The sequence below is a fragment of the Nocardia sp. NPDC050413 genome (assembly GCF_040655475.1).
Classification (GTDB): domain Bacteria; phylum Actinomycetota; class Actinomycetes; order Mycobacteriales; family Mycobacteriaceae; genus Nocardia; species Nocardia coubleae.
In genome coordinates this window covers 249,194-269,232 of sequence record NZ_JBFAJZ010000006.1, presented here as the reverse complement: position 1 = coordinate 269,232, position 20,039 = coordinate 249,194, and the positions used below count along the sequence as shown (strand labels likewise).

Here is a 20,039-nt window from a genome sequence, read left to right as displayed (position 1 = left end):
GGTCATGTCGTGACCAGATCGCGCAGGCGAGCCAGTCGGGCGGGACCGATACCGTTCACCTCACCGAGTTGCGCCACATCGGTGAACGGCCCGTTGGTCGTCCGCCACGTGATGATCGCTTTCGCGGTGACCGGTCCGACGCCGGGCAGCGCATCGAGTTCGGCCTCGGTCGCCGAATTGAGGTCGACTCGCGAATTGCCGCCGGCCGCACCGGGACCGGGACCCGCGATCGCCCCCGCCGAGCTCGAACCCGGTGGCCCACCGGCGGCACTGATCATCGCACTGCCCTGCGCGGGTTGGCCCGCCTGCGGCCCGGCGGCACCGACAACCACCTGATCACCATCGGTGAGCCGCTGGGCGAGATTCAGTCCCGCGAGGTCGGCACCCTCGCGGGCACCGCCAGCCATCTCGATCGCGTCGGCGACGCGTGCCCCGCCGGGCAGACGATGCAGTCCCGCACGCTGCACCAAACCCACCACGCTGACGACGAGTTCCCCACTCCCACCCCCGGTTCCGGCTCCCGGACCATCGGTCGCGGCACCGCTCGCCGCCGCTACCACAGCGGTCTGTTCAGCACGTGGCGAAATGTGCTCCGCGCGCAGTGCCGGTACCGGTGGCACCGCCTGCGATACCGGACGATCGCGCATCACCATCACCCCGGTAAGCACCACCGCGACCAGGCCGATGATCCCGAGCGCCAGCGCGCCCCGCCGTCCCGGATCAATTCGAGCCTGACGAAAACGTTCCGGCACCAATTTGTTCCGACCGCGCCTACCTTCCTCGTCCAGCCAGCCGGGCGTCCCCACCTCGCCCGGCACCCCGTCCGCGGGAGTCAGCTCGTCGTCGTCCCAGTGGCCGGTACGCGGCGGATCGGCGGCACCGCCCCGCCGGTAGCCGAGGGGCTCGTCGTCCGCCTCCCATCGAGCCGTCGTCTGCGGTCGTGGTTTGTCTTGCACCGCGAGCCCGCCCAACCGCTGCCGAACTCGCTCGTGCTCTTCGTGTCGTGGCATGGCGGCGACGCTAGCCCTCTGCTCTCCTCGAAACCCGCCGCCCACCTGGGCTTTCCACGGGCCTGTGGATAACTCGCACCCTGTGGACAACTCTCGGTCAGCGGCGCTTTCCCACCGACCACCGGCGGTGCTCGCCGAATACCGTGCGCTCATGGCCGATTCGCAGTACGCAGGTACCTATGCACCTGGCACAACGCTTCCGCGACTTCGCGGTGCGGGAAGTCCACACCAACTCCCCGCTGTACTACCGCCGTGCCCTCGACATCGCCGAGGACCCGGCGGTCCTGGCACTGCTGGCGCGGCTGCCCGTCGAGAAACAGCAACCCAACCTCGTGCTCGCCGCCGCGACGGTGAACGGCGTGAACGCGGTCCCCTACAGCGAGTTCCGCACGCAGCTGATCGAACGGTGGGACGCGATCGCGACAACAGCGTTGTCCCACCGCACGCAGACCAACGAGGTCGGCCGGGCGGCGACACTGCTTCCGGTGCTGGCCGGGCTACCGGGCCCACTCGCACTCATCGAGGTCGGCGCCTCCGCGGGTCTGTGTCTCTACCCGGACCGTTTCAGCTACCGATACGGCACAACAGTGCTGAACCCACCGGACGGCGAGTCACCGGTGGTGTTGCCCTGCACCGTGACCGGCCCGGTCCCCGTACCGGCCGCCCTGCCGGAGGTCGTCTATCGCGCAGGCGTCGATCTGAATCCCCTCGACGTCACCGACCGGCACAGCCGCGAATGGTTGGAGGCACTCGTCTGGCCCGGCCAGGAGGACCGGAAGACGCGACTGCGCGCGGCCTGCGAGATCGCCGCGGCCGACCCACCGATCCTCGTCGCGGGCGATCTGAACGAACACATCACCGAACTCGTGCACGCCGCGCCGCCCGACAGCACCGTGGTGGTATTCCACAGCGCCGTCCTCACCTACCTCCCGCCGGAAGCCAGGGAACAGTTCCGCACGACAGTGCGATCACTGCCCTGCTACTGGATTTCCCAGGAAGGCACGGGCGTGCTGCCCTGGCTGTCCGGTCGGCTCCCGCCACGGGCGTCCGAGGAGGCGCGCATGGTGGTCGCGCTGGACGAGGTCGCGGCGGCCTTCGCCGACCCGCACGGCCGGTCGCTGGACTGGTTCGGTCCGGCGTAGCGGCGGGATCAGAGCCTGCGCATCACCGAGACCACTTTGCCGAGGATGACGGCGTCGTCGCCGTCGATCGTCGAATAGGCGGGGTTGCACGGTTCGAGGTGGATGTGGCCGTTGCGGCGGCGGTACACCTTCACGGTCGCCTCCTCGTCGATCATGGCCGCCACGATGTCACCGGAGTTGGCCTCACGCTGGCTGCGGACGACGACGAGATCGCCGTCGCAGATGGCGGCGCCGATCATGGAGTCGCCGCGCACCCGGAGTCCGAAGACCTCACCGCGTCCGACCAGCTCACGTGGCAGCGTCAAGACGTCGTCGGCATGCTGTTCGGCGGTGATCGGTGTGCCCGCCGCGATGTCACCGACAACCGGCACGCTGACGGCCGAATCGGAGCCCGCACCGGGTGCGCCACGCAGGAAAAGACGTACGTCGATGGGCCGGGTCATCGCCGCGCCGCGACGCAGAAAACCGTCCTCCTCCAGCGCCTTCAGATGTTTGGAGACCGTCGAGGTGGATCGCAGCCCCACCGCGTCGGCGATCTCGCGCGCACTCGGCGGATAACCGTGCGCGAGCACCGAATCCCGGATCACCGCGAGGATGTGTTGCCTGCGCGGCGGCATGTTCGAGGTATCGGGAAAGTCGAACTCGTCGAATGCGGTCACGCTGGCATCGTAGAGCCAGGCCACCGCACCCTTTCAGGCCAGGTTCTTGGCGAAGCAGTTCGACAGCGGCAGCTCGTGATACGGCGCGAACAGCGGGATCCGGTGATATCCGCTGCGTTCGTAGAACCGCACCGCATCGGGTTGCAGATGCCCGGTCTGCAGGATGAGCCGCGGTTGCCCCGCCTCCCGCGCCGCCGCTTCGGCGGCCGCGAGCAGAGCCGTCGCTGTGCCCGTGCCACGAAAGGCCGGCCGGACGAACATCCGCTTGAGCTCCAGATCCCCGGCGTTCCAGCGCACCGCGGCATGACCCGCGGGCGTCCGGCCCGCGTAGGCCACGAAGGTCTTGTGGACGGTGCGCGGGTCGACGAGTGTCGGCGGCGGCCCGACGAATTCGATATACGCGTAGCGCGGGCCGACCTCTGCCGACATCTCCGCGCGCAGCACGTCCGCGTCCGGATGCTCCCAGTCGACGGTCAGCACTTCGACAGCAGGTGGGGTCGGTCGCGTGGTGGAGGCGGTCATGTTCTCCACCGTAGGCAGGGGACCGATCCGGGCGCGCCGGTTGTCCTCACCGAGATTCTCGGCCTAGGCGCATCCGCCGGGCAGCACCGCGACGCCGAGGGCACCCACACCGAGGTGAACACCGAGCGTGGGGCCGAATTCCGCGATGTGGAGTTCGGTGAGGGCGGGATTCTGTTCGCGCAGTTGGGTGGCCAAGGACTCGGCGGCCTCGGCGGCACCCAGGTGCTGAATACCGAGGGCTACGCCGTCGGTGCCCGCGGCGGACGTCGCGGCGGCGACGAGCTTGGTCACGGCGCGCGACCGTGTGCGCACTTTTTCCCGCAACTCCAGTTTGCCCTCGACCAACTGCAACAGCGGTTTGGTGACGAGCTCGCTACCGAAGAAGGCAGCCGCGCTGCTGAGCCTGCCGCCCTTACGCAACTGTTCGGTGCGGTTCACCAGAATGAAGGTGCGGGCACGGGTGGCGGCGGCCACCGCACACTCGTAGACCGCGTCGAGGGTGTCACCGGCCCGGGCGCGGCGGGCGGCGCCGAGGACGGGCAATCCCGTGGCCAAGCCCGCGCCGAGCGAATCCACCAGGCGCACACGGCCGTCGGCGCCCATCTCGCTCACCGCCTGTCGCCCGGCCTCCCAGGTTGCCGACAACATCCGCGACAGGTGCACGGCGACCACTCCGTCGCCGCCGCTGTGCTCCATGGCGCGTTCGTAGGCCTCGCGCAACTCACCCGGCGAGGCCGCCGACGTGGTGACCGAGTCGGCGCTGTAGTCGATCTCGACCGGCTCGACGCCCTCGCGCAGCTGCCGGTCACCGACCAGCACGTGCAGGGGCACCACTTCGATACCGAGCTCGGCGACGAGGTCGGCGGACAGCCCGGCCGCCGAATCGGTGACCACCACAACGGCCACGGACTACCGGACCTCCTGCAGCGCCTTGGTCATGGCGGTGGCGACCGCCTGATGCCCGGCCCAGCCCCAGTGGATACCGTCGGGGTTGGCCGATCCCGATTCGATGTCGTCGCGCACGGCTTCGCCGAGGTCGACCAGCGGCACCGAGGTACGCGCCGACCACGCCCGCAACGCCTTCACCGCGCGCGGCCGACCACGGTGCACGCGACCGTAGGCATCGCAGCGATGCACCGACGGCAACACCGCGACCACCGGCAGCTCCGGACGCAACTGGGTCAGCGCCTCACGCGACTGCTCCAGATAGTCCACGCTCACCCTCGGTGGAAGAGCAACGGGGCGGCCGAGTTTCGACAGTTTCGGCTGCAGCCAGTTGTAGGTGGCCCGCACCCCGCGACGCAACCGGGGCGGACGGATGTAGCGGATCGTCTCCCGCAGGGCGGTGGGCAGCGGCGACGGCAGGGTGTCCATGCCGCCGACGGCGAACACGACTGCCCCCGCGCGCGGCACGGCGGCCCACACCCGGGGATCACCGATCAGTGCCCAGTAGGCGTCACGGCAGGTCCACCCGATCCGGGCGACCAGCTCGACATCCCAATCCAGTTCGGCCGCCACGAGATTCGGCCAGATCCTCGGATCATCGGCTGGCAACCCGCCCTTGGGCCCGAAGTAGGCGAGCGAATCGGCGATCACCAACAGCACCGGCCGAGGCGACGCCTGCTCCACCACCTCGGTCGAGGCCTCCTGCCGAACCGCGGGCGTCTCGGCAGCGATGGTGCTGGTCGACTGATTCTGCGGGGCAGCAGGTTCCGCGAGAACACTCGGCGCCACGCTCACACCATCGGTCGGTTGGACCGGGGAAGGCGCGAGCAAAGACTGCGCAATGGGCTCCCCTTCCGCCGTGGACCCGGATTCCGCCGGCTCAGCTCCGAGCCGCGCTCCAGCGGCTGCGTCAGCGTGCACCGAAACCGATTCCGTGTGAGCGATACCGGAAGCGTCGTCCTGCGCAGGAGCAGATTCGATCTGAGCGACAACCGAAGCGTCCGCCTGCGGCTGCGCCGTTTCTTGCTGCGCGGGGCTGGATTCCGCCTCGGCAGCAACCGATTCACCCGCCCGCCGCAGAGTCGAGTCGGCCTGATCCGCAGCCTGCGTGCCGACCGGGCCAGTCTTGGTGTCCGAGTCGTTCCGCGCGTGCGACACGGAGTCGGTGTCCGTGGCCGAGGACACCGGAGTCCCGGTATCAGCCTGGGTCGCAGAGGAATCCGAGCCGTCTGTCAATGCGTCGGCGCCATCCGCCGAACCGGCGCCGACCTTCCCGACATCGTCGACAACATTCGCCGCTACGGAACCCTCGTCGTCGGACGACTCCTCACCGGAATCCTGTGCACCCGAACCGGACTCGCCCTCGGACGACGGATCGGCCTCGGGTTCGGCGACAGGAGAAGGCGGCGGCCCGAACAGCGCGTCGGGCAGCGACCGCGTACTGCGCGCGGTGACCTGCTTGAAGAGTTCGTCGGGTACCGAACGGATCGGCTCCTCACGCTCGGGGCGTGCGGGCCGCGCCGGCGGCGGGCCGAACAGCGCGTCCGGCAATTGCCGTCCGGGCTTGGCCGTCACCTGCTGGAACAATTCGTCCGGTACCGATCGGACGGGCTCTTCAGAGGACATCGGGAGCTACCTTCGCCGCTGCGTTCCAAACATCGAGGCGCCAGCCGGGTCGGTCGACATCCGGGCCGTGACTGGACAGCTGCACCCAGCTCGTATTGGCCAGCCCTCCGAGGGCAGGCCAGTTCTCCGGTGGCAGATCCAGCAACGCGGCCGTCAGGGCAGCGATCAGCCCGCCGTGCGCAACCAGGATGATAGTCCGACCGGGCCAATCCTGCCGCTCGTTGTACAGTTCGCGCACCACGGGCAGCGACCGGGCGCCGACCTCGAGTTTGCTCTCGCCACCGGGCGGCCGGTAGGTGGCGTCGAGCCGCCACTGCACCCGGGCCCCGGGGTAGTCGGCGTCCACCTCGAGGTGGGTCAGGCCTTCCCAGTCGCCCAGGTTGGTCTCGCGCAAGCGGGTATCGGTGATCACCGGCAGATCGCTGAGGTCACCGAGAGCCTGGGCGGTTTCCTTGGCACGACGCAGATCGGAGGCGTGAATGGCGATCGCGTTGCGTGAAACCAGTTCTCGGGCAGCCTCTTTGGCCTGCTGACGACCGAGCTCGGTGAGATCGGTGTCGATCTGGCCCTGCATCCGGTCGGCGGCGTTCCATTCGGTCTGCCCGTGCCGCAGCAGGATCAGCGTGCGCACATGGGCGTACTTGCTCACTCGCTGTCTGCCTCTACCTGCGCGTCGTCGTCGGCGGCCGGGGCCTTGGGTGCGGCGATACCGTCGACGGGGACCGTCGGGCAGTCACGCCACAGGCGTTCGAGGGCGTAGAAGTTGCGCTCGTCGTTGTGCTGGATGTGCACGACCACATCGACGTAGTCGAGCAGCGCCCAGCGTCCTTCTCGGGTCCCTTCGCGACGAACCGGCTTGTGCCCGGCCTCGCGCAGCTTCTCCTCGACGTTGTCGACGATCGCGTTGACCTGACGCTCGTTGGGCGCCGACGCGATCACGAAGCAGTCGGTGATCACCAGCTGTTCGGAGACGTCGAGGACAACGACATCGGTGGCGAGCTTGTCGTCGGCCGCGAGTGCGGCGACTCTGGCCATCTCGACCGCTTCGGCGGTGGCGCTCATGCCTTACCTTCCGTTCCTGCGGGCACATAGAGGTGCCGCTTCGATATGTACTGCACCACGCCATCGGGGACGAGGTACCAGACCGGCCGACCCTGGGCGGCGCGGCGCCGGCATTCGCTCGACGAGATGGCCAGCGCGGGGATCTCGATCATCGTCACGGCATCGGCGGGAAGGTCCCGCAGATGTTCCTCGAGATGGTCGGTGTTCAGCTCGTACCCCGGACGGCTCACCCCGACGAACTTCGCCAGTTCGAACAGTTCGGCCCAATCCTGCCATGTCAGGATGTTGGCCAACGCGTCCGCACCGGTGATGAAGTACAGCTCGGCGTCGGGATGGGCGCTCTGCATCTCGCGCAGGGTGTCGACGGTGTAGGTGACCTTGTTGCGTTCGATGTCGGCCCGGCTCACCGAGAACCTCGGATTGGACGCGGTGGCGATCACGGTCATCAGGTAGCGGTCCTCGGCCGGACTGACCTGTTTGCCCGCCTTCTGCCAGGGCTGACCGGTCGGGACGAAGATCACCTCGTCCAGGTCGAACAGGTGCGCGACCTCGCTGGCGGCGACGAGGTGACCGTGGTGAACGGGATCGAACGTGCCACCCATCACGCCGAGCTTGCGGCGCGGCCGGGCTGTCTCGTGCATGAGGTCCGAGCTTAATAGGACCGCCACCATTCGTACGGATCGGAGGGCTCCGGGAACCGGTGCCGATCGGCCGGCCGTGGTCGCGGGCCCGCTTCGGCCGGTCGGTGCTCGACCGTGCCCGAGGCCTGGGCGCACATCTGGGCGAACTGACTGCGGGTGCGACGCAGCTCCTCGACGTGGTGGGCGGCCGGGTCGGCGGCGACGAGGCGGTTCAGTTCGGTGAGCAGCACGTCCAGGGTCACCCACCACGGACCGCGCAGCGTCCCGCCAGGGCCGCGTAGTTGCAGCCAGGCCGCCGCGCGCAGGCACCGCGCGCGGGGCACGATCTTGTCCTGTTCACCCCACAGCCCGGCCGCGCGAAGGTAGCCGCCGAGCGCCTCCGATTCCTGCCCGCAGCATTCCCTCGCCACCGCTGCCGACCACAGCAGATCGGCGTGCCGGTGCCGCTCGGTGGGCGAGGCGGCGATCAGCCGGGCGGCCTCGGTGAACTGCCAGGCTGCCTCACGGTATCGGCCGAGGTGGTTGAGCGATTCGGCGAAGACCGCACGGACTCGCGCGAGCTCGCCGGGTGGGTAGCCGACGGATGCCCCGCCGAGCAGCACCTGGTCGAACGCCCGCACCGCCTCGGTATGCGATCGCGCCCGATGCCACGAGCGGCCCGCGACGATCCACAGATGTGTCGAGTCGGCCGGTGAGATCGGCGCCCAGTCGGCGGCGGCCGCGGCAGCCGCGCGGGCGACATCGCGAGCGCGACCGGGTTGGGCGGCGATAGCGGTGACCAGCCGTGTCCGTAGCTCCGCCCGCTCCCGTGCACCGAGCTCCGCCGCGCCGACGACCAGGGCACGCCGCAACTGCGCCTCCGCCGCGTCGGGTGCATCGATGAGGCGCGCCGCCGCGATCGTCGCGAGCTTTCGCGCGGCGCGGGCCGGCGAACCGGGCTCGAGAAGGCGGGCCGCCTCGGCGGCAGCCGAACCGGAGGCATTCACCTGACCGGCGAGAGTACCGACCCGGAGCTCGGCATCGTGGCCGGCGCCCTCGTCGAGCGCCCCTCCGATCCGCGTGGCGTGGACGGCGGGCCCGACGAGTGCGGCATGGGCGGCGGGTTCGGCTGGGGCGGCGAATTCGCCTCGAGCGTCATCGTTCTCGGCGGCGAACCGGTCGCTCACCGGGCGAACCACATCCGCACGACACAGACGCGGGCGACGGCCCCGATTCTTCGATCCGTCCCCCGATGTTCAGTTCGCCCGTCGTCGCGCGACGCCCCTGCCAGCATGGCGGTGATCTTGGTGGTTCGCCCCTACAAGTGGCTTAACGTCCGCTCAACGTTTCAGCGCGGCGGCCGTTTGGACTTCGGGAGTTTGGCGACGATCGCGTCGTAGGACGCGTCGATGAGTTCACGTAGTTCGTCGTCGGGAACGGCGCCGCCGACGCGAATGCTGTTCCAGCCGTAGCGGCCGATGTAGGCCGAGGCGGTGACATCGTCGGGGTAGATGGTGACCAGTTCGTCGGCCTCGGCGCGGTCTCGCCCACATTTGAGACCGATCGATGTGCCCGCGCCGAGAAATGCGAACACCTTGTCGCCCACCTTGGCCACGGTGTCGCCCTCCCACGGTTCGTCTTCCCACGCACCGGGTTTGGCCAGGCAGTACACCAATACATCCATCTCGCGGCTCCTCAGACGGGCAGCAGTTTCGACACGACGTCGGTGAGCTGGCGGGCCGACCGGCATTCGTGCATCTCGATCACCGCACCGTAGTCGGGTGCGGCCGAATCGCCTGTGCCCCAGAGATTGTGCGGCTCCGGGTTGAGCCAGTGCGCGTGTTTGGCGGTCTCGACCAGCCCGCGCAGCGTGTCCACCTGCGGGTTGCGGTAGTTGGTTCGGCCGTCGCCGAGGACAAGCAGCGAGGTGCGGCTGGTGACGGCGTCACCGAAGTTGTCGGCGAAGCTGGTGAAGGCCTGGCCGTAGTCGGAGTGGCCGTCGGAGTCGATGACGGTGGACTCGGTGAAGATTCTGGTGAGCACGTCGTCGAGACCGGTCTGCGGGCCGAAGTAGTCGGTGACCTCGTCGGTACGGTCGACGAACGCGAAGATCCGCACCCGGGAGAACTGTTCGCGCAGGGCGCTCACCAGCAGCAGGGTGAAGCCGCTGAAGCCGGCCACCGAGCCCGAGATGTCGCACAGCAGAACCAGATCAGGGCGCCCGGGGCGCGGTTTGCGCTGCACCAGGTCGATGGGCACGCCGCCGGTGGACATCGATGCCCGCAGGGTTTTGCGCAGGTCGATCTCGCCGCGACGGGAACGCTTGCGCCGCACCGCCAAACGCGAGGCGAGGATGCGCGCCAGCCGGTGGGTTCCCCGGCGCAGATCGGCGAGTTCGCGTTCGGAGGCGCGCAGGAAATCGGCATCCTCCGCTTGCCGGGCAACGCCGTAGGTGGCGACGCGTTCCCGCCCGATCTGCTCGGCGACGCGGCGGTTCGTCTCCTCCTCCACGGTGGCGCGGAACCCGGCGATGCGCATCCGCAGCAGGCGCTGCGCGATCTCGGCGTCGCGTTCGCTCGCGTCGGGCGGGAGGGCGAGACCGGCCAGCGCCCGCGCCAGCAAGGTCTGCGGCGCAAGGTCTTTGAGCGCCTGGTAGGCGGAGAACGACGGCCCGCGCGCCGATTGATACCGCCCGAGCTGCTCCACCACCTGGGCGGCGAGCAGCTCGAGCTGGTTGCCGCTGTCGGGGGTGGCGAGCAATTCGGCGAGCTGCTCGCGCAGGGCGGGCAGGTCGACGCGTCCGTCGGGTGTGCGGGGCAGTTCGGGCGCCTCGGCACTGCGCTGCCCGACGGCGACCGGGAACCACAGGTCGAAGAGGCTGTCGAAGGTGGCGCGGTGGGTGGGCCGACGCAGCAGAGCACAGGCCAGGCCCTCCCGCACCGCTTCCCGGTCGAGCAGGTCGAGCACGGTGAGTACCTGGCCGGCGTCGACGGTTTCCGACGGACCGACCGGCACCCCACGCGAGCGCAACGCCGCGACGAAACCCGCGACGTGACCACTGATGCCGTGGGGCGCGGGCGCGGTCATGCCTCAGGCCAGTTTCAGCTCGGACAGTGCGCGCTGGTGGTCGCTGCGGTGCTTGAGCACCACGCCGAGCGTGGCCCGCACCGTGGCGTCGTCGAGATCCTGGGAACCCAGCGCGAGCAGAGTGTTGCCCCAGTCGATCGTCTCGGCCACCGACGGCAGCTTCTTGAGCTGCATGCCGCGCAGCACATGCACGATGCGCACCAGCTGCTCGGACACCACCGCCGAGAGCTCGGGTACCCGGCTGGCCAGGATGCGGCGCTCGAGGTCTTCGTCCGGGAAGTCCAGGTGCAGGTACAGGCAGCGACGCTTGAGTGCCTCGGACAGTTCGCGGGTGGCGTTGGACGTGAGCACCACGAACGGCTTACGGGTGGCGGTGATCGTGCCGAGCTCGGGAACGGTGACCGCGAAATCGCTGAGGACCTCGAGCAGCAGACCCTCGATCTCGACGTCGGCCTTGTCGGTCTCGTCGATCAGCAGCACCGTGGGATCGGTGCGCCGGATCGCGGTGAGCAGCGGACGCGAGAGCAGAAACTCCTCGGTGAAGACGTCGGCTTTGGTTTCGGCCCAATCGTTTTCGCTCGATGCCTGGATCCGCAGGATCTGCTTGGCGTGGTTCCACTCGTAGAGGGCACGAGCCTCGTCGACACCCTCGTAGCACTGCAAACGCACCAGCTCGGCGTCGGCGACCTGGGCGACCGCGCGCGAGAGTTCGGTCTTGCCGACGCCTGCCGGGCCCTCGATGAGCAGTGGTTTGCCCAGCCGGTCGGCGAGGAACACCGAAGTGGCCGTGGCCTTGTCGGCCAGGTAGCCGGTGGTGGCCAGGCGGGCGATGACGTCGTCGACCGAGGTGAAGATCGGTTCCTGTACCAGGGTCACGGTCACACCGGCCGAGTCTGGCCGTCGCCCCACACGATCCACTTGGTGGAGGTGAGTTCGGGCAGGGCCATCGGGCCGCGGGCGTGCAGCTTCTGGGTGGAGATGCCGATCTCGGCACCGAAGCCGAACTGCTCGCCGTCGGTGAACGCGGTGGAGGCGTTGACCATCACGGCGGCGGCGTCGACGCGGGCGGTGAACTCACGCGCGGCGGCCAGGTCGGCGGTGACGATGGCCTCGGTGTGGCCGGTGCCCCAGGTGTTGATGTGCTCGACCGCGGCGTCGATGTCGTCGACGACCTTCACGGCGATATCCATGGTCAGGTACTCCTCGCCCCAGTCGGCATCGGTGGCGGGCACCTGACCGGGCAGGTCACCGTGAATGGTGACGCCCGCGTCCTCGAGTGCCTTGCTCAGCCGCGGCAGCGCGGTCTCGGCGACGGCGGCATCGATGAGGAGCGTCTCGGCGGCGTTGCACACGCTGGGACGGCGGGTCTTGGCATTGAGCACGATCGCCTCGGCCATGTCGAGATCGGCGGCGCTGTGCACGTAGACGTGGCAGTTGCCGGTGCCGGTCTCGATGGTCGGCACCTGCGCGTCGCGGACGACGGCGTTGATCAGACCCGCACCGCCGCGCGGGATGACCACGTCGACCAGGCCGCGCGCCTGGATCAGGTGGGTGACGCTTGACCGGTCGTTGCTCGGCAGCAGCTGCACCGAGTCGGCCGGAATACCCTGGGCGGTGAGCGCTTCGCGCAGGATCTCCACGAGCGCGGCATTGGAGTTCGCCGCCGAGGACGAGCCGCGCAGCAGCGCCGCGTTGCCCGATTTCAGTGCCAGGCCGAAGGCGTCGACGGTGACATTGGGCCGTGCCTCGTACACCATGCCGACCACGCCGAGCGGCACCCTGGTCTGCCGGATCTCGAGCCCGTTGGGCAGGGTGCTGCCGCGCACGACGACACCGACCGGATCGGGCAGGCCGGCGACCTGACGCAGGCCCGAGGCGATCCCGTCGATGCGGGCCTTGGTGAGCCGCAGCCGGTCGAGCACGTTCTCCTGGGTGCCCGCCGCGCGGGCGGTCTCGATATCGGCGTCGTTGGCCGCCAGCACGCGGTCGGCCGCGGCGAGCAGCGCATCGGCCGCGGCGTGCAGTGCGTCGTTCTTCTGCGCCGTGGTGAGCTGAGCGAGCGCACGGGACGCGACGCGAGCCCTGCGGGCGGCGTCGTGCACCGCTGCGCGGATGTCGAGCTCGGGGGTCACTTCTACCGTCATGGGTATCAGCGTACGCATTGTGCCTGTTTCGCTCGACGCCACCCGGGACCCGGAATGTGGCTCCGACCGGCAGCGGGACTGAGTTATCCACAGGGTCTTGCGGATAGGCGCCCCGCAACTCGACCACTGACGCCGAGTCGCGAGCGGGCACCGCACAACGCCGTCGCCGCTAGATTCGAGGCTTATGAACCACTCCGCCGCACCGACCGTCGTGGTGTTGGGCAGCGTCAATATGGACCTGGTCATTACCACCGCGCATCGGCCCGCCCCCGGAGAAACCGTGCTCGGCTCCGGCTTCGCCACGGTTCCGGGCGGGAAAGGCGCCAACCAGGCGATCGCGGCCGCCCGCTCCGGTGCCGACGTGCGTTTCCTCGGCGCGGTCGGCGACGACGCCTTCGGCGCCACCCTGCGCGCGACCCTCGACGGCGCGGGCATCGACACCTCGCTGCTGCGCACGGTCCCCGGCCCCAGTGGGGTGGCGACGATCGTGGTCGACGGCGACGGCGAGAACAGCATCATCGTCGTGGCCGGTGCGAGCGGCCGGATGACCGACCTGACCGAAGCGGAGCTCGCGGCGATCGAGGCCGCCGACATCCTGCTGTGCCAGCTCGAGATCCCCCTCGAAACAGTCACAGCGGCCGCACACCACGCCGGCTCCGCAGGCACCCTCGTCGCCCTGAACCCCTCCCCCGTCCAGCCGCTGCCCGCGCGACTGTGGGCCGATGTCGACCTGGCGATCGTGAATTCACTGGAATACGAACAGTTCTCGTCGACGTTGGGACCGGTTGCGCACGTGGTGCGAACCTTGGGCGCCGACGGTGCGGTCTACCGTGGCGGCGACACGGAACTGGTCGTCGATGGGCGTCGTGTCGACGTGGTCGACACGACGGGCGCGGGCGATGCCTTCACCGGCGCCCTCGTAGCAACCTGGTCACAGGGCGCGGCCGCCGCTCTGAACTGGGCGAACACGGCCGGTGCGTTGGCGACCACTCAGCTCGGCGCCAGCGCGTCCATCCCCGGACGGGAACAGATCGCGGCCGCGTTGTAAATGGGGTGCGCCGCCCACGACACGGCCCCTACCGTTGGTATTACACCAAGGAAAGGACCGACCATGTTTCCCGTCGAGCTGCGCGGTACCCGAGCGCAGACGCTCATGTGGGCAGACGAGCACCAGATCGAGCAGGCCGCACTGAAGCAGCTCCGCAATATCGCGGAACTGCCCTGGGTGCACGGGCTGCGCGTGATGCCGGATGTGCACCTGGGCAAAGGCGCGACGGTCGGTTCGGTCATCGCCATGCGTGACGCGGTGGCTCCTGCCGCCGTAGGTGTCGACATCGGATGCGGCATGGAGAGCGTGAAGACGGACCTGACGGCGGCGGATCTGCCCGACGACCTGCGTTCGCTCCGTTCGCGGATCGAGCAGGCGGTGCCGGTGGGGTTCAGCGCGCACAAGGAGGCGGTGAACGTCACCGCGCTGCACGCCGGGTCGCACGGGCAGTCCGCGCGCACCAAGGGATGGGACCGGTTCTGGCGTGAATTCGGCGAGCTGCACCCTGGTGTTTCCGCGTTGGAGTCCAAGGCGCACAAGCAGATCGGATCGCTCGGCGGCGGCAATCACTTCATCGAGATCTGCCTCGACCAGGACGACGCCGTGTGGATCCTGCTGCATTCCGGCTCGCGCAATATCGGCAAGGAGCTGGCGGAGCGGCACATGGCGATCGCGCGGGCGCTGTCGCACAACCAGTCGCTGCCCGATCGCGATCTGGCCGTTTTCCTTTCCGGGACACCGGAGATGGACGCCTATCGCCGGGACCTCACCTGGGCCCAGGAGTACGCGGCGCGCAATCGCGCGGTGATGCTGTCGCTGGTGTGCCGGGCGGTGCGGGACGAATTCGGCGAGCGGCCGGTGCGTTTCGATGAGCCGATCAGCTGCCATCACAACTATGTGGCCGAGGAGATCATCGACGATGTGCCGATGCTGGTGACCCGCAAGGGTGCGGTGCGGGCGGGTGCCGGTGAGCTGGCGCTGATTCCGGGGTCGATGGGCACGCGCTCGTATGTGGTGCGCGGCAAGGGCAACCCGCTGTCGTTCCAGTCGGCCTCGCACGGCGCCGGACGGCGGATGAGCCGCAACGCGGCCAAGCGGCAGTACACCGTCGCGGACCTGATCGCCCAGACCGAGGGCGTGGAGTCGCGTAAGGACGCCGGCGTGGTCGACGAGATCCCGGCCGCGTACAAGGACATCGACGAGGTGATCGCGGCCCAGACCGATCTGGTCGACGTGGTCGCGACCTTGCGTCAGGTCCTGTGCGTGAAGGGGTGACTGGGCGGGCGGTCTGTATCGCCGATCAAACCTGTCGGTGGGGTGGGGCAGCATAGGGCCCATGACCACAGCGGCAGGTAACGACGTGCTCGACCTGATGGCTCCCGACCTGCGCGAACGCGCCGAGGAGCTGCTCCGCGACCTCGCCGGGCCACAGGCCCGGCTCCGCGAGGACCAGTGGACAGCGATCGAGGCGCTCGTCGTGCGGCGCAGCCGGGCGCTGGTCGTCCAGCGCACCGGCTGGGGTAAGTCCGCGGTGTATTTCATCGCGGCCAAACTGCTGCGCTGGGCGGGCCGGGGGCCGACGGTGATCGTGTCGCCGCTGCTCGCCCTCATGCGCAACCAGGTGGCCGCCGCCGAACGGGCGGGGGTGGTGGCGGCCACCATCAACTCGGGCAATGTCACCGAGTGGGACGAGATCCATCAGCGGGTCGCCGACGGTGCCGTCGATGTGCTGCTGGTGAGTCCGGAACGCTTGAACAATCCCGACTTCCGCGACCAGGTACTGCCGAGACTCGCGGCCGATGCGGGGCTGGTCGTGATCGATGAGGCGCACTGCGTGTCGGATTGGGGTCACGATTTCCGTCCCGATTACCGCCGCATCCGCACCCTCATCGCCGACCTCGGCACCGACGTGCCGGTGCTGGCCACCACGGCGACCGCCAACGACCGGGTCGTCACCGATGTGGCCGGGCAGATCGGCACCGACACGCTCGTGTTGCGCGGCACCCTGGATCGCGAGTCGCTGCACTTGTCGGTGGTCCGGTTCGACGACGCGGTGCAACGCACGGCGTGGCTCGGCGCCCACCTCGATCGGATGCCCGGTTCCGGCATCATCTACTGCCTCACCGTCGCCGCGGCGAACGACCTGGCCGACGTGCTCGCCACCCACGGGCACACCGTCGCCGCCTACACCGGCCAAACGGACCCGGCCGAACGCGAAGCGCTCGAGGCGGCGCTGCTGAACAACGAGGTCAAGGCCTTGATCGCGACCTCGGCGCTCGGGATGGGCTTCGACAAGCCCGACCTCGGTTTCGTGGTGCACGTCGGCGCGCCCTCTTCACCGATCGCCTACTACCAGCAGGTCGGCCGCGCCGGGCGCGGCACCGACCGCGCCGAGGTCGTGCTGCTGCCCGGCCCGGAGGACGCGCGTATCTGGAGCTATTTCGCCTCCGTTGCCTTCCCCCGTGAACACATCGTCCGCTCCGTGCTCGCGGCCCTCGACACGGATCGGGCGATGTCGACGGCGGCGCTCGAACCGCTCGTCGAGCTGAACCGTTCGCGGCTCGAGATGGTGCTGAAAGTGCTCGACGTCGACGGCGCGGTTCGCCGCGTGCGCGGCGGCTGGCTGTCCACCGGACAGAACTGGACCTACGACACCGAACGCTACGAACGTCTCGCCGCCGCCCGCGACGCCGAACAGCAGGCGATGATCGACTACCAGTCGACCACGACCTGCCGGATGACGTTCCTGCGCCGCCAGCTCGACGACCCCGGCCTCGACGGCCTGGCCACCGCCGAGCTCGACTGCGGCCGCTGCGACAACTGCACCGGCACCCGCCCCGACACCAGCATCGACGACGCCGCGATCGCCGCCACCCGGGCCCGGCTCGACCGCCCCGGCCTCGACCTCGCCCCGCGCAAACAGTGGCCGACCGGCATGGCGAAACTTGGAATCCCGTTGTCGGGCAAGATCACCGGCGGCGCCGAGACCGGACGTGTGCTCGGCCGGCTCACCGATCTGGGCTGGGGCCAACGCCTACGCACCCTGCTCGACGGGCCCGACGCCCCGGTACCCGACGCGGTGTTCGACGCCTGCATCGCCGTACTGCGCGACTGGGACTGGGCGGCCCGGCCCACCTCGGTCCTGGCCCTGGAATCGCCGCGCTACCCCCAGCTCACCACCAGTCTCGCGCAGCGACTCGCCCAGATCGGCCGGCTCACCGACCTGGGCACCCTGCACGCGCGCCCCGACCGGCCCCCGGTCTCGGCGGCGAACTCGGCCCACCGCGTCGCGGGATTGTTCGACTACTGGGAGGTACCCGACCTGTCGCAGGTGGACGGACCGATCCTGCTGGTCGACACCCTCACCGACACCGGCTGGACCATGACCGTCGCCGCCCACGCCCTCCGGACGAGCGGCGCGGACGCGGTGCTGCCGTTCGCGCTGGCCACGCCGACCTGATCCACGCCCGCCCAGCGCGTCCGATCCCGTACTCTCAGCACGTACGCGCAGGTCGAACGGCCGACGATGGAGTCGTGATGACGTCGAAGAAGCTGCCCCCGATTCCCGTGGTCCACGCGTTCGACCGGGTGCGCGACGCGCTGGCCAGGCTCCACCGGCGGCTCGTCCCCGGCCATATCGCGCTGCTGGAACTGCAGTTCGCGGGATTCCTTTCCCAGGCCATCAGCACCGCCGCCGAGCTCGGCATCGCCGACCAGCTCGCCGACGGCCCGCGCACTTCGGCGCAACTGGCGAGCGCGCTCGAGGTGGACGAGGACGGACTGCGCAGGCTCCTGCGGCTGCTCGTGAGCTACGAGGTGTTCGCCCAGCGCCGCGACGGCAGCTACGCCCTGACCCGCATCGGTGACGCGTTGCGCGGCGACGCGGCGGTGACCATGCGTGAGGTGGCCCGGTTCTTCGGCTCGCCCTACCACCGCAACCACTGGACCCATCTCGGCGATGCCGTCCGCACCGGCGAGGCGGTCGGCCAGGCGCTGGAGGGCGCCAGCTTCTTCGAATACGCCGCGCGCAATCGTGCGGTGGGCGACCTGTTCGACCGCGCGATGACCAGCATCGGCACGCTGTCGATCGAACCGCTGCTCGCCGCCTACGACTTCGGCCGGTTCGACACCGTCGTCGACGTCGGCGGCGGACGCGGCAGCCTGCTCGTCGAGATCCTCCGCAGGCATCCCTCGACCACCGGGGTGGTGTTCGATCTGCCCGGCGTGGTCGAGGATCTGAGCACCGATCTCGCGGCAGCCGGACTCGGGCAGCGCTGCACGGTGGAAGCGGGCTCGTTCTTCGAGTCCGTGCCCGCGGGCGCCGACGCCTATCTGCTCAAGAACATCGTCCACGACTGGTCCGACGAGCACGCCGAACGCATCCTGCGCACCGTCCGCGACGCCATGAGCCCGACCGCGACGCTGCTGGTGATCGAGCTGGTGCTGCCCGAGCATCATCGGCCGCACCCGGGCAAATTCGTCGATCTGGAGATGCTCGTCAATACCGAGGGCGGCCACGAACGCACCGAAGCCGAGTTCCGTGCCCTGCTCGACCGCAGCGGTTTCACCCTGACACGCACGGTGGAGACCGTGGCGCCGGTCTGTGTACTCGAGGCCGTCGCGCGCTGATCGCGCCCGACACGCCGTCGCCGATTGTGTGTACCGCTGGTGAGCAGTGTTTCAATGCGGCTATGACCAGGACCACATTTGCTCGAACCCTGATGGCCGTCGCCACGGGCTGTGCGGCCGGCTTCACCCTTTTCACCGCCCCTGCCCAGGCGACGAACGAGAACCCGCTCGACTGCTCCGGCGTGCCGGGCGCCCAGGCCGCCGCCGACCGCGAAAGCGCACGGCGCGGCATCGCCATCACCCCGCTGTGCTTCAGCGGCGGTCTCTACAGCGGCATCCACGCGGGCATCCCGCTGGCCGTGCTCAACCCGTTGACGATGCCCGGCACCAACACCGTGTGCGTCGCCGAACGCGAAACCGTCGAGGCGGCGGCCAAATTCGAATGGACCGAGCAGGTGCATGTGATGCCGATGTGCATCCAGCACCGGGCTTTCGGGGTGTACGAGCTGTAGTCGCGCCACGCGGGTCCGCTACCCGGCCACGGGGCGGGCCCGCTCGTCTATCGTTGCGCGTGTGGCCAAGTCTGCGGCTCCGGCGGTCGAACTGCCGGTGGGTGAGCACACGGTACGGGTCAGCAATCCCGATCGGGTGTACTTTCCCGAGCTCGGCGTGACCAAGCTCGACCTGGTGAACTACTACCTCAGCGTCGGCGACGGCATCGTCAACGCGCTACGCGACCGGCCGTGCATGCTGCACCGCTTCCCCAAAGGGCTGGCCGGTGACAAGGTCCATCAGAAGCGGTTGCCCGCCGGTGCGCCCGACTGGATTCCGACCGTGCGGGTGTACTTCCCGCGCTACGGCAGGCACGCCGAGGAACTCTGTGTGGAGAAGCTCGCCGACGTCGCGTGGGCGGTGCAGATGTCCACCGTGGAGTTCCATCCCTGGAATTCCCGCTCGACCGACACCGAGTCACCCGACGAGTGGCGCATCGACCTGGATCCCATGCCCGATTGCCCGTGGTCGCGGGTGCAGCGCGTCGCCGGGGTGGTGCACGAGGTCCTCGACGAGTTCGGCGCCGTCGGCTGGCCGAAGACCTCCGGCGGTCACGGCCTGCACGTCTACGTGCGGATCGCGCCCGAGCACGGCTTCCAGCAGGTGCGCCGAGCGGCGCTGGCCTTCGCCCAGGAGGTCGAGCGACGCGCGTCCGACGACGTGACGACCGCGTGGTGGCGGCGCGACCGCGACCCGAGCGCCCTGTTCGTCGACTACAACCAGAACGCGCGCGACCACACCATCGCCGCCGCCTATTCGGTGCGTGGTGTCCCCGAGGCCACCGTGTCGACACCGGTGCGCTGGGACGAGATCGACTCCATCCATCCTCGTGATTTCACGATCCGGACCGTCCCCGCCCGCTACGCCGAACTCGGTGACATCCAGGCCGACATGGACGACGCCGTCTTCGACATCACCCCACTGCTGGAACTCGCCGACCGCCACGGCGTGGACGAACCAGTCGATCTCGACGAATCGTGAGGTCCCTGGCTCGACGCGGTCCCGGCGGTCCGGGAGAATCGGAACTCTGCCCGCCCCGGCACCAACCAGGAG

Annotated in this window: 20 protein-coding genes; 7 read left to right on the top strand and 13 right to left on the bottom strand. The window is 69.3% G+C overall.

Features of this window, described 5'->3' with window-relative positions; genetic code table 11:
- Positions 1-2: 2 nt before the first annotated feature.
- Positions 3-1,010 (bottom strand): ComEA family DNA-binding protein, encoded by a 1,008-nt coding sequence (locus tag AB0I19_RS17675; protein ID WP_357149937.1) that lies wholly within the window; start codon positions 1,008-1,010, stop codon positions 3-5.
- A gap of 179 nt (positions 1,011-1,189) precedes the next feature.
- On the opposite strand from AB0I19_RS17675, the gene AB0I19_RS17670 reads away from it, so the two are divergent.
- Positions 1,190-2,152 carry a DUF2332 domain-containing protein gene (locus AB0I19_RS17670; protein WP_357149934.1) on the top strand — a complete coding sequence of 321 codons (963 nt, stop codon included), beginning with the start codon at positions 1,190-1,192 and terminating at the stop codon, positions 2,150-2,152.
- Between the two features lie 8 nt (positions 2,153-2,160).
- Here AB0I19_RS17670 and lexA read toward each other — a convergent pair whose 3' ends face one another.
- From lexA to AB0I19_RS17610, 12 genes are all read right to left on the bottom strand, one after another.
- Complete coding sequence (lexA, locus tag AB0I19_RS17665; protein ID WP_357149932.1) at positions 2,161-2,811, bottom strand: transcriptional repressor LexA; 651 nt, start codon at positions 2,809-2,811, stop codon at positions 2,161-2,163.
- Positions 2,812-2,844: 33 nt separating this feature from the next.
- Positions 2,845-3,333, bottom strand: coding sequence for a GNAT family N-acetyltransferase (locus AB0I19_RS17660; RefSeq protein ID WP_225281031.1), 489 nt, complete (start codon positions 3,331-3,333; stop codon positions 2,845-2,847).
- 63 nt (positions 3,334-3,396) lie between these two features.
- Complete coding sequence (locus tag AB0I19_RS17655; protein WP_357149929.1) at positions 3,397-4,239, bottom strand: DegV family protein; 843 nt, start codon at positions 4,237-4,239, stop codon at positions 3,397-3,399.
- A gap of 3 nt (positions 4,240-4,242) precedes the next feature.
- The gene (octT, locus tag AB0I19_RS17650) at positions 4,243-5,904 is read right to left on the bottom strand and encodes a diglucosylglycerate octanoyltransferase (protein WP_357149926.1); all 1,662 of its coding nucleotides are present in this window, start codon (positions 5,902-5,904) and stop codon (positions 4,243-4,245) included.
- Positions 5,894-6,553 carry a histidine phosphatase family protein gene (locus tag AB0I19_RS17645; protein WP_067486266.1) on the bottom strand — a complete coding sequence of 220 codons (660 nt, stop codon included), beginning with the start codon at positions 6,551-6,553 and terminating at the stop codon, positions 5,894-5,896. The genes octT and AB0I19_RS17645 overlap by 11 nt, the downstream gene beginning before the upstream one ends.
- Entirely contained in the window at positions 6,550-6,966 is a 417-nt protein-coding gene (gene rsfS, locus AB0I19_RS17640) for a ribosome silencing factor (protein WP_357149923.1), read from the bottom strand. Before rsfS ends, AB0I19_RS17645 begins: the two co-directional genes overlap by 4 nt.
- Entirely contained in the window at positions 6,963-7,607 is a 645-nt protein-coding gene (nadD, locus tag AB0I19_RS17635; RefSeq protein WP_067486262.1) for a nicotinate-nucleotide adenylyltransferase, read from the bottom strand. The genes rsfS and nadD overlap by 4 nt, the downstream gene beginning before the upstream one ends.
- A gap of 11 nt (positions 7,608-7,618) precedes the next feature.
- Positions 7,619-8,773 carry a hypothetical protein gene (locus tag AB0I19_RS17630; RefSeq protein ID WP_357149920.1) on the bottom strand — a complete coding sequence of 385 codons (1,155 nt, stop codon included), beginning with the start codon at positions 8,771-8,773 and terminating at the stop codon, positions 7,619-7,621.
- A gap of 161 nt (positions 8,774-8,934) precedes the next feature.
- Complete coding sequence (locus AB0I19_RS17625) at positions 8,935-9,270, bottom strand: MmcQ/YjbR family DNA-binding protein (RefSeq protein ID WP_357149917.1); 336 nt, start codon at positions 9,268-9,270, stop codon at positions 8,935-8,937.
- Positions 9,271-9,281: 11 nt separating this feature from the next.
- On the bottom strand, positions 9,282-10,673 hold the full coding sequence (locus AB0I19_RS17620) for a VWA domain-containing protein (RefSeq protein WP_357149914.1): 1,392 nt from the start codon (positions 10,671-10,673) through the stop codon (positions 9,282-9,284).
- Positions 10,674-10,676: 3 nt separating this feature from the next.
- Positions 10,677-11,555, bottom strand: a complete 879-nt coding sequence (locus AB0I19_RS17615) for a MoxR family ATPase (protein ID WP_157105062.1) — start codon at positions 11,553-11,555, stop codon at positions 10,677-10,679.
- Positions 11,552-12,835 (bottom strand): glutamate-5-semialdehyde dehydrogenase, encoded by a 1,284-nt coding sequence (locus tag AB0I19_RS17610; protein ID WP_357149911.1) that lies wholly within the window; start codon positions 12,833-12,835, stop codon positions 11,552-11,554. The genes AB0I19_RS17615 and AB0I19_RS17610 overlap by 4 nt, the downstream gene beginning before the upstream one ends.
- Before the next feature lie 166 nt (positions 12,836-13,001).
- Here AB0I19_RS17610 and AB0I19_RS17605 point away from each other — a divergent pair, with 166 nt between their 5' ends.
- The 6 genes from AB0I19_RS17605 to ligD all read left to right on the top strand — a co-directional run bounded on the left by AB0I19_RS17605 (position 13,002) and on the right by ligD (position 19,967).
- Positions 13,002-13,865: a ribokinase gene (locus AB0I19_RS17605; protein ID WP_357149908.1), complete on the top strand. Its 864-nt coding sequence runs from the start codon at positions 13,002-13,004 to the stop codon at positions 13,863-13,865.
- A gap of 63 nt (positions 13,866-13,928) precedes the next feature.
- Entirely contained in the window at positions 13,929-15,140 is a 1,212-nt protein-coding gene (locus AB0I19_RS17600) for an RtcB family protein (protein ID WP_357149905.1), read from the top strand.
- A 61-nt stretch (positions 15,141-15,201) separates the two neighbouring features.
- Positions 15,202-17,325: an ATP-dependent DNA helicase RecQ gene (locus AB0I19_RS17595; protein WP_357149902.1), complete on the top strand. Its 2,124-nt coding sequence runs from the start codon at positions 15,202-15,204 to the stop codon at positions 17,323-17,325.
- Between the two features lie 77 nt (positions 17,326-17,402).
- Positions 17,403-18,494, top strand: a complete 1,092-nt coding sequence (locus AB0I19_RS17590; RefSeq protein WP_357149899.1) for a methyltransferase — start codon at positions 17,403-17,405, stop codon at positions 18,492-18,494.
- 62 nt (positions 18,495-18,556) lie between these two features.
- Positions 18,557-18,946, top strand: a complete 390-nt coding sequence (locus AB0I19_RS17585) for a hypothetical protein (protein ID WP_225281022.1) — start codon at positions 18,557-18,559, stop codon at positions 18,944-18,946.
- Between the two features lie 61 nt (positions 18,947-19,007).
- Entirely contained in the window at positions 19,008-19,967 is a 960-nt protein-coding gene (ligD, locus tag AB0I19_RS17580) for a non-homologous end-joining DNA ligase (RefSeq protein WP_357149896.1), read from the top strand.
- Positions 19,968-20,039: the final 72 nt, after the last annotated feature.

Coding starts and splice junctions, on each gene's coding strand:
- AB0I19_RS17675 (WP_357149937.1), bottom strand. CDS start 1,010: ATGCCACGACACGAAGAGCACGAGCGAGTTCGGCAGCGGTTGGGCGGG.
- AB0I19_RS17670 (WP_357149934.1), top strand. CDS start 1,190: ATGCACCTGGCACAACGCTTCCGCGACTTCGCGGTGCGGGAAGTCCAC.
- AB0I19_RS17660 (WP_225281031.1), bottom strand. CDS start 3,333: ATGACCGCCTCCACCACGCGACCGACCCCACCTGCTGTCGAAGTGCTG.
- octT (WP_357149926.1), bottom strand. CDS start 5,904: ATGTCCTCTGAAGAGCCCGTCCGATCGGTACCGGACGAATTGTTCCAG.
- rsfS (WP_357149923.1), bottom strand. CDS start 6,966: ATGAGCGCCACCGCCGAAGCGGTCGAGATGGCCAGAGTCGCCGCACTC.
- nadD (WP_067486262.1), bottom strand. CDS start 7,607: ATGCACGAGACAGCCCGGCCGCGCCGCAAGCTCGGCGTGATGGGTGGC.
- AB0I19_RS17625 (WP_357149917.1), bottom strand. CDS start 9,270: ATGGATGTATTGGTGTACTGCCTGGCCAAACCCGGTGCGTGGGAAGAC.
- AB0I19_RS17620 (WP_357149914.1), bottom strand. CDS start 10,673: ATGACCGCGCCCGCGCCCCACGGCATCAGTGGTCACGTCGCGGGTTTC.
- AB0I19_RS17610 (WP_357149911.1), bottom strand. CDS start 12,835: ATGCGTACGCTGATACCCATGACGGTAGAAGTGACCCCCGAGCTCGAC.
- AB0I19_RS17605 (WP_357149908.1), top strand. CDS start 13,002: ATGAACCACTCCGCCGCACCGACCGTCGTGGTGTTGGGCAGCGTCAAT.
- AB0I19_RS17600 (WP_357149905.1), top strand. CDS start 13,929: ATGTTTCCCGTCGAGCTGCGCGGTACCCGAGCGCAGACGCTCATGTGG.
- AB0I19_RS17595 (WP_357149902.1), top strand. CDS start 15,202: ATGACCACAGCGGCAGGTAACGACGTGCTCGACCTGATGGCTCCCGAC.
- AB0I19_RS17590 (WP_357149899.1), top strand. CDS start 17,403: ATGACGTCGAAGAAGCTGCCCCCGATTCCCGTGGTCCACGCGTTCGAC.
- AB0I19_RS17585 (WP_225281022.1), top strand. CDS start 18,557: ATGACCAGGACCACATTTGCTCGAACCCTGATGGCCGTCGCCACGGGC.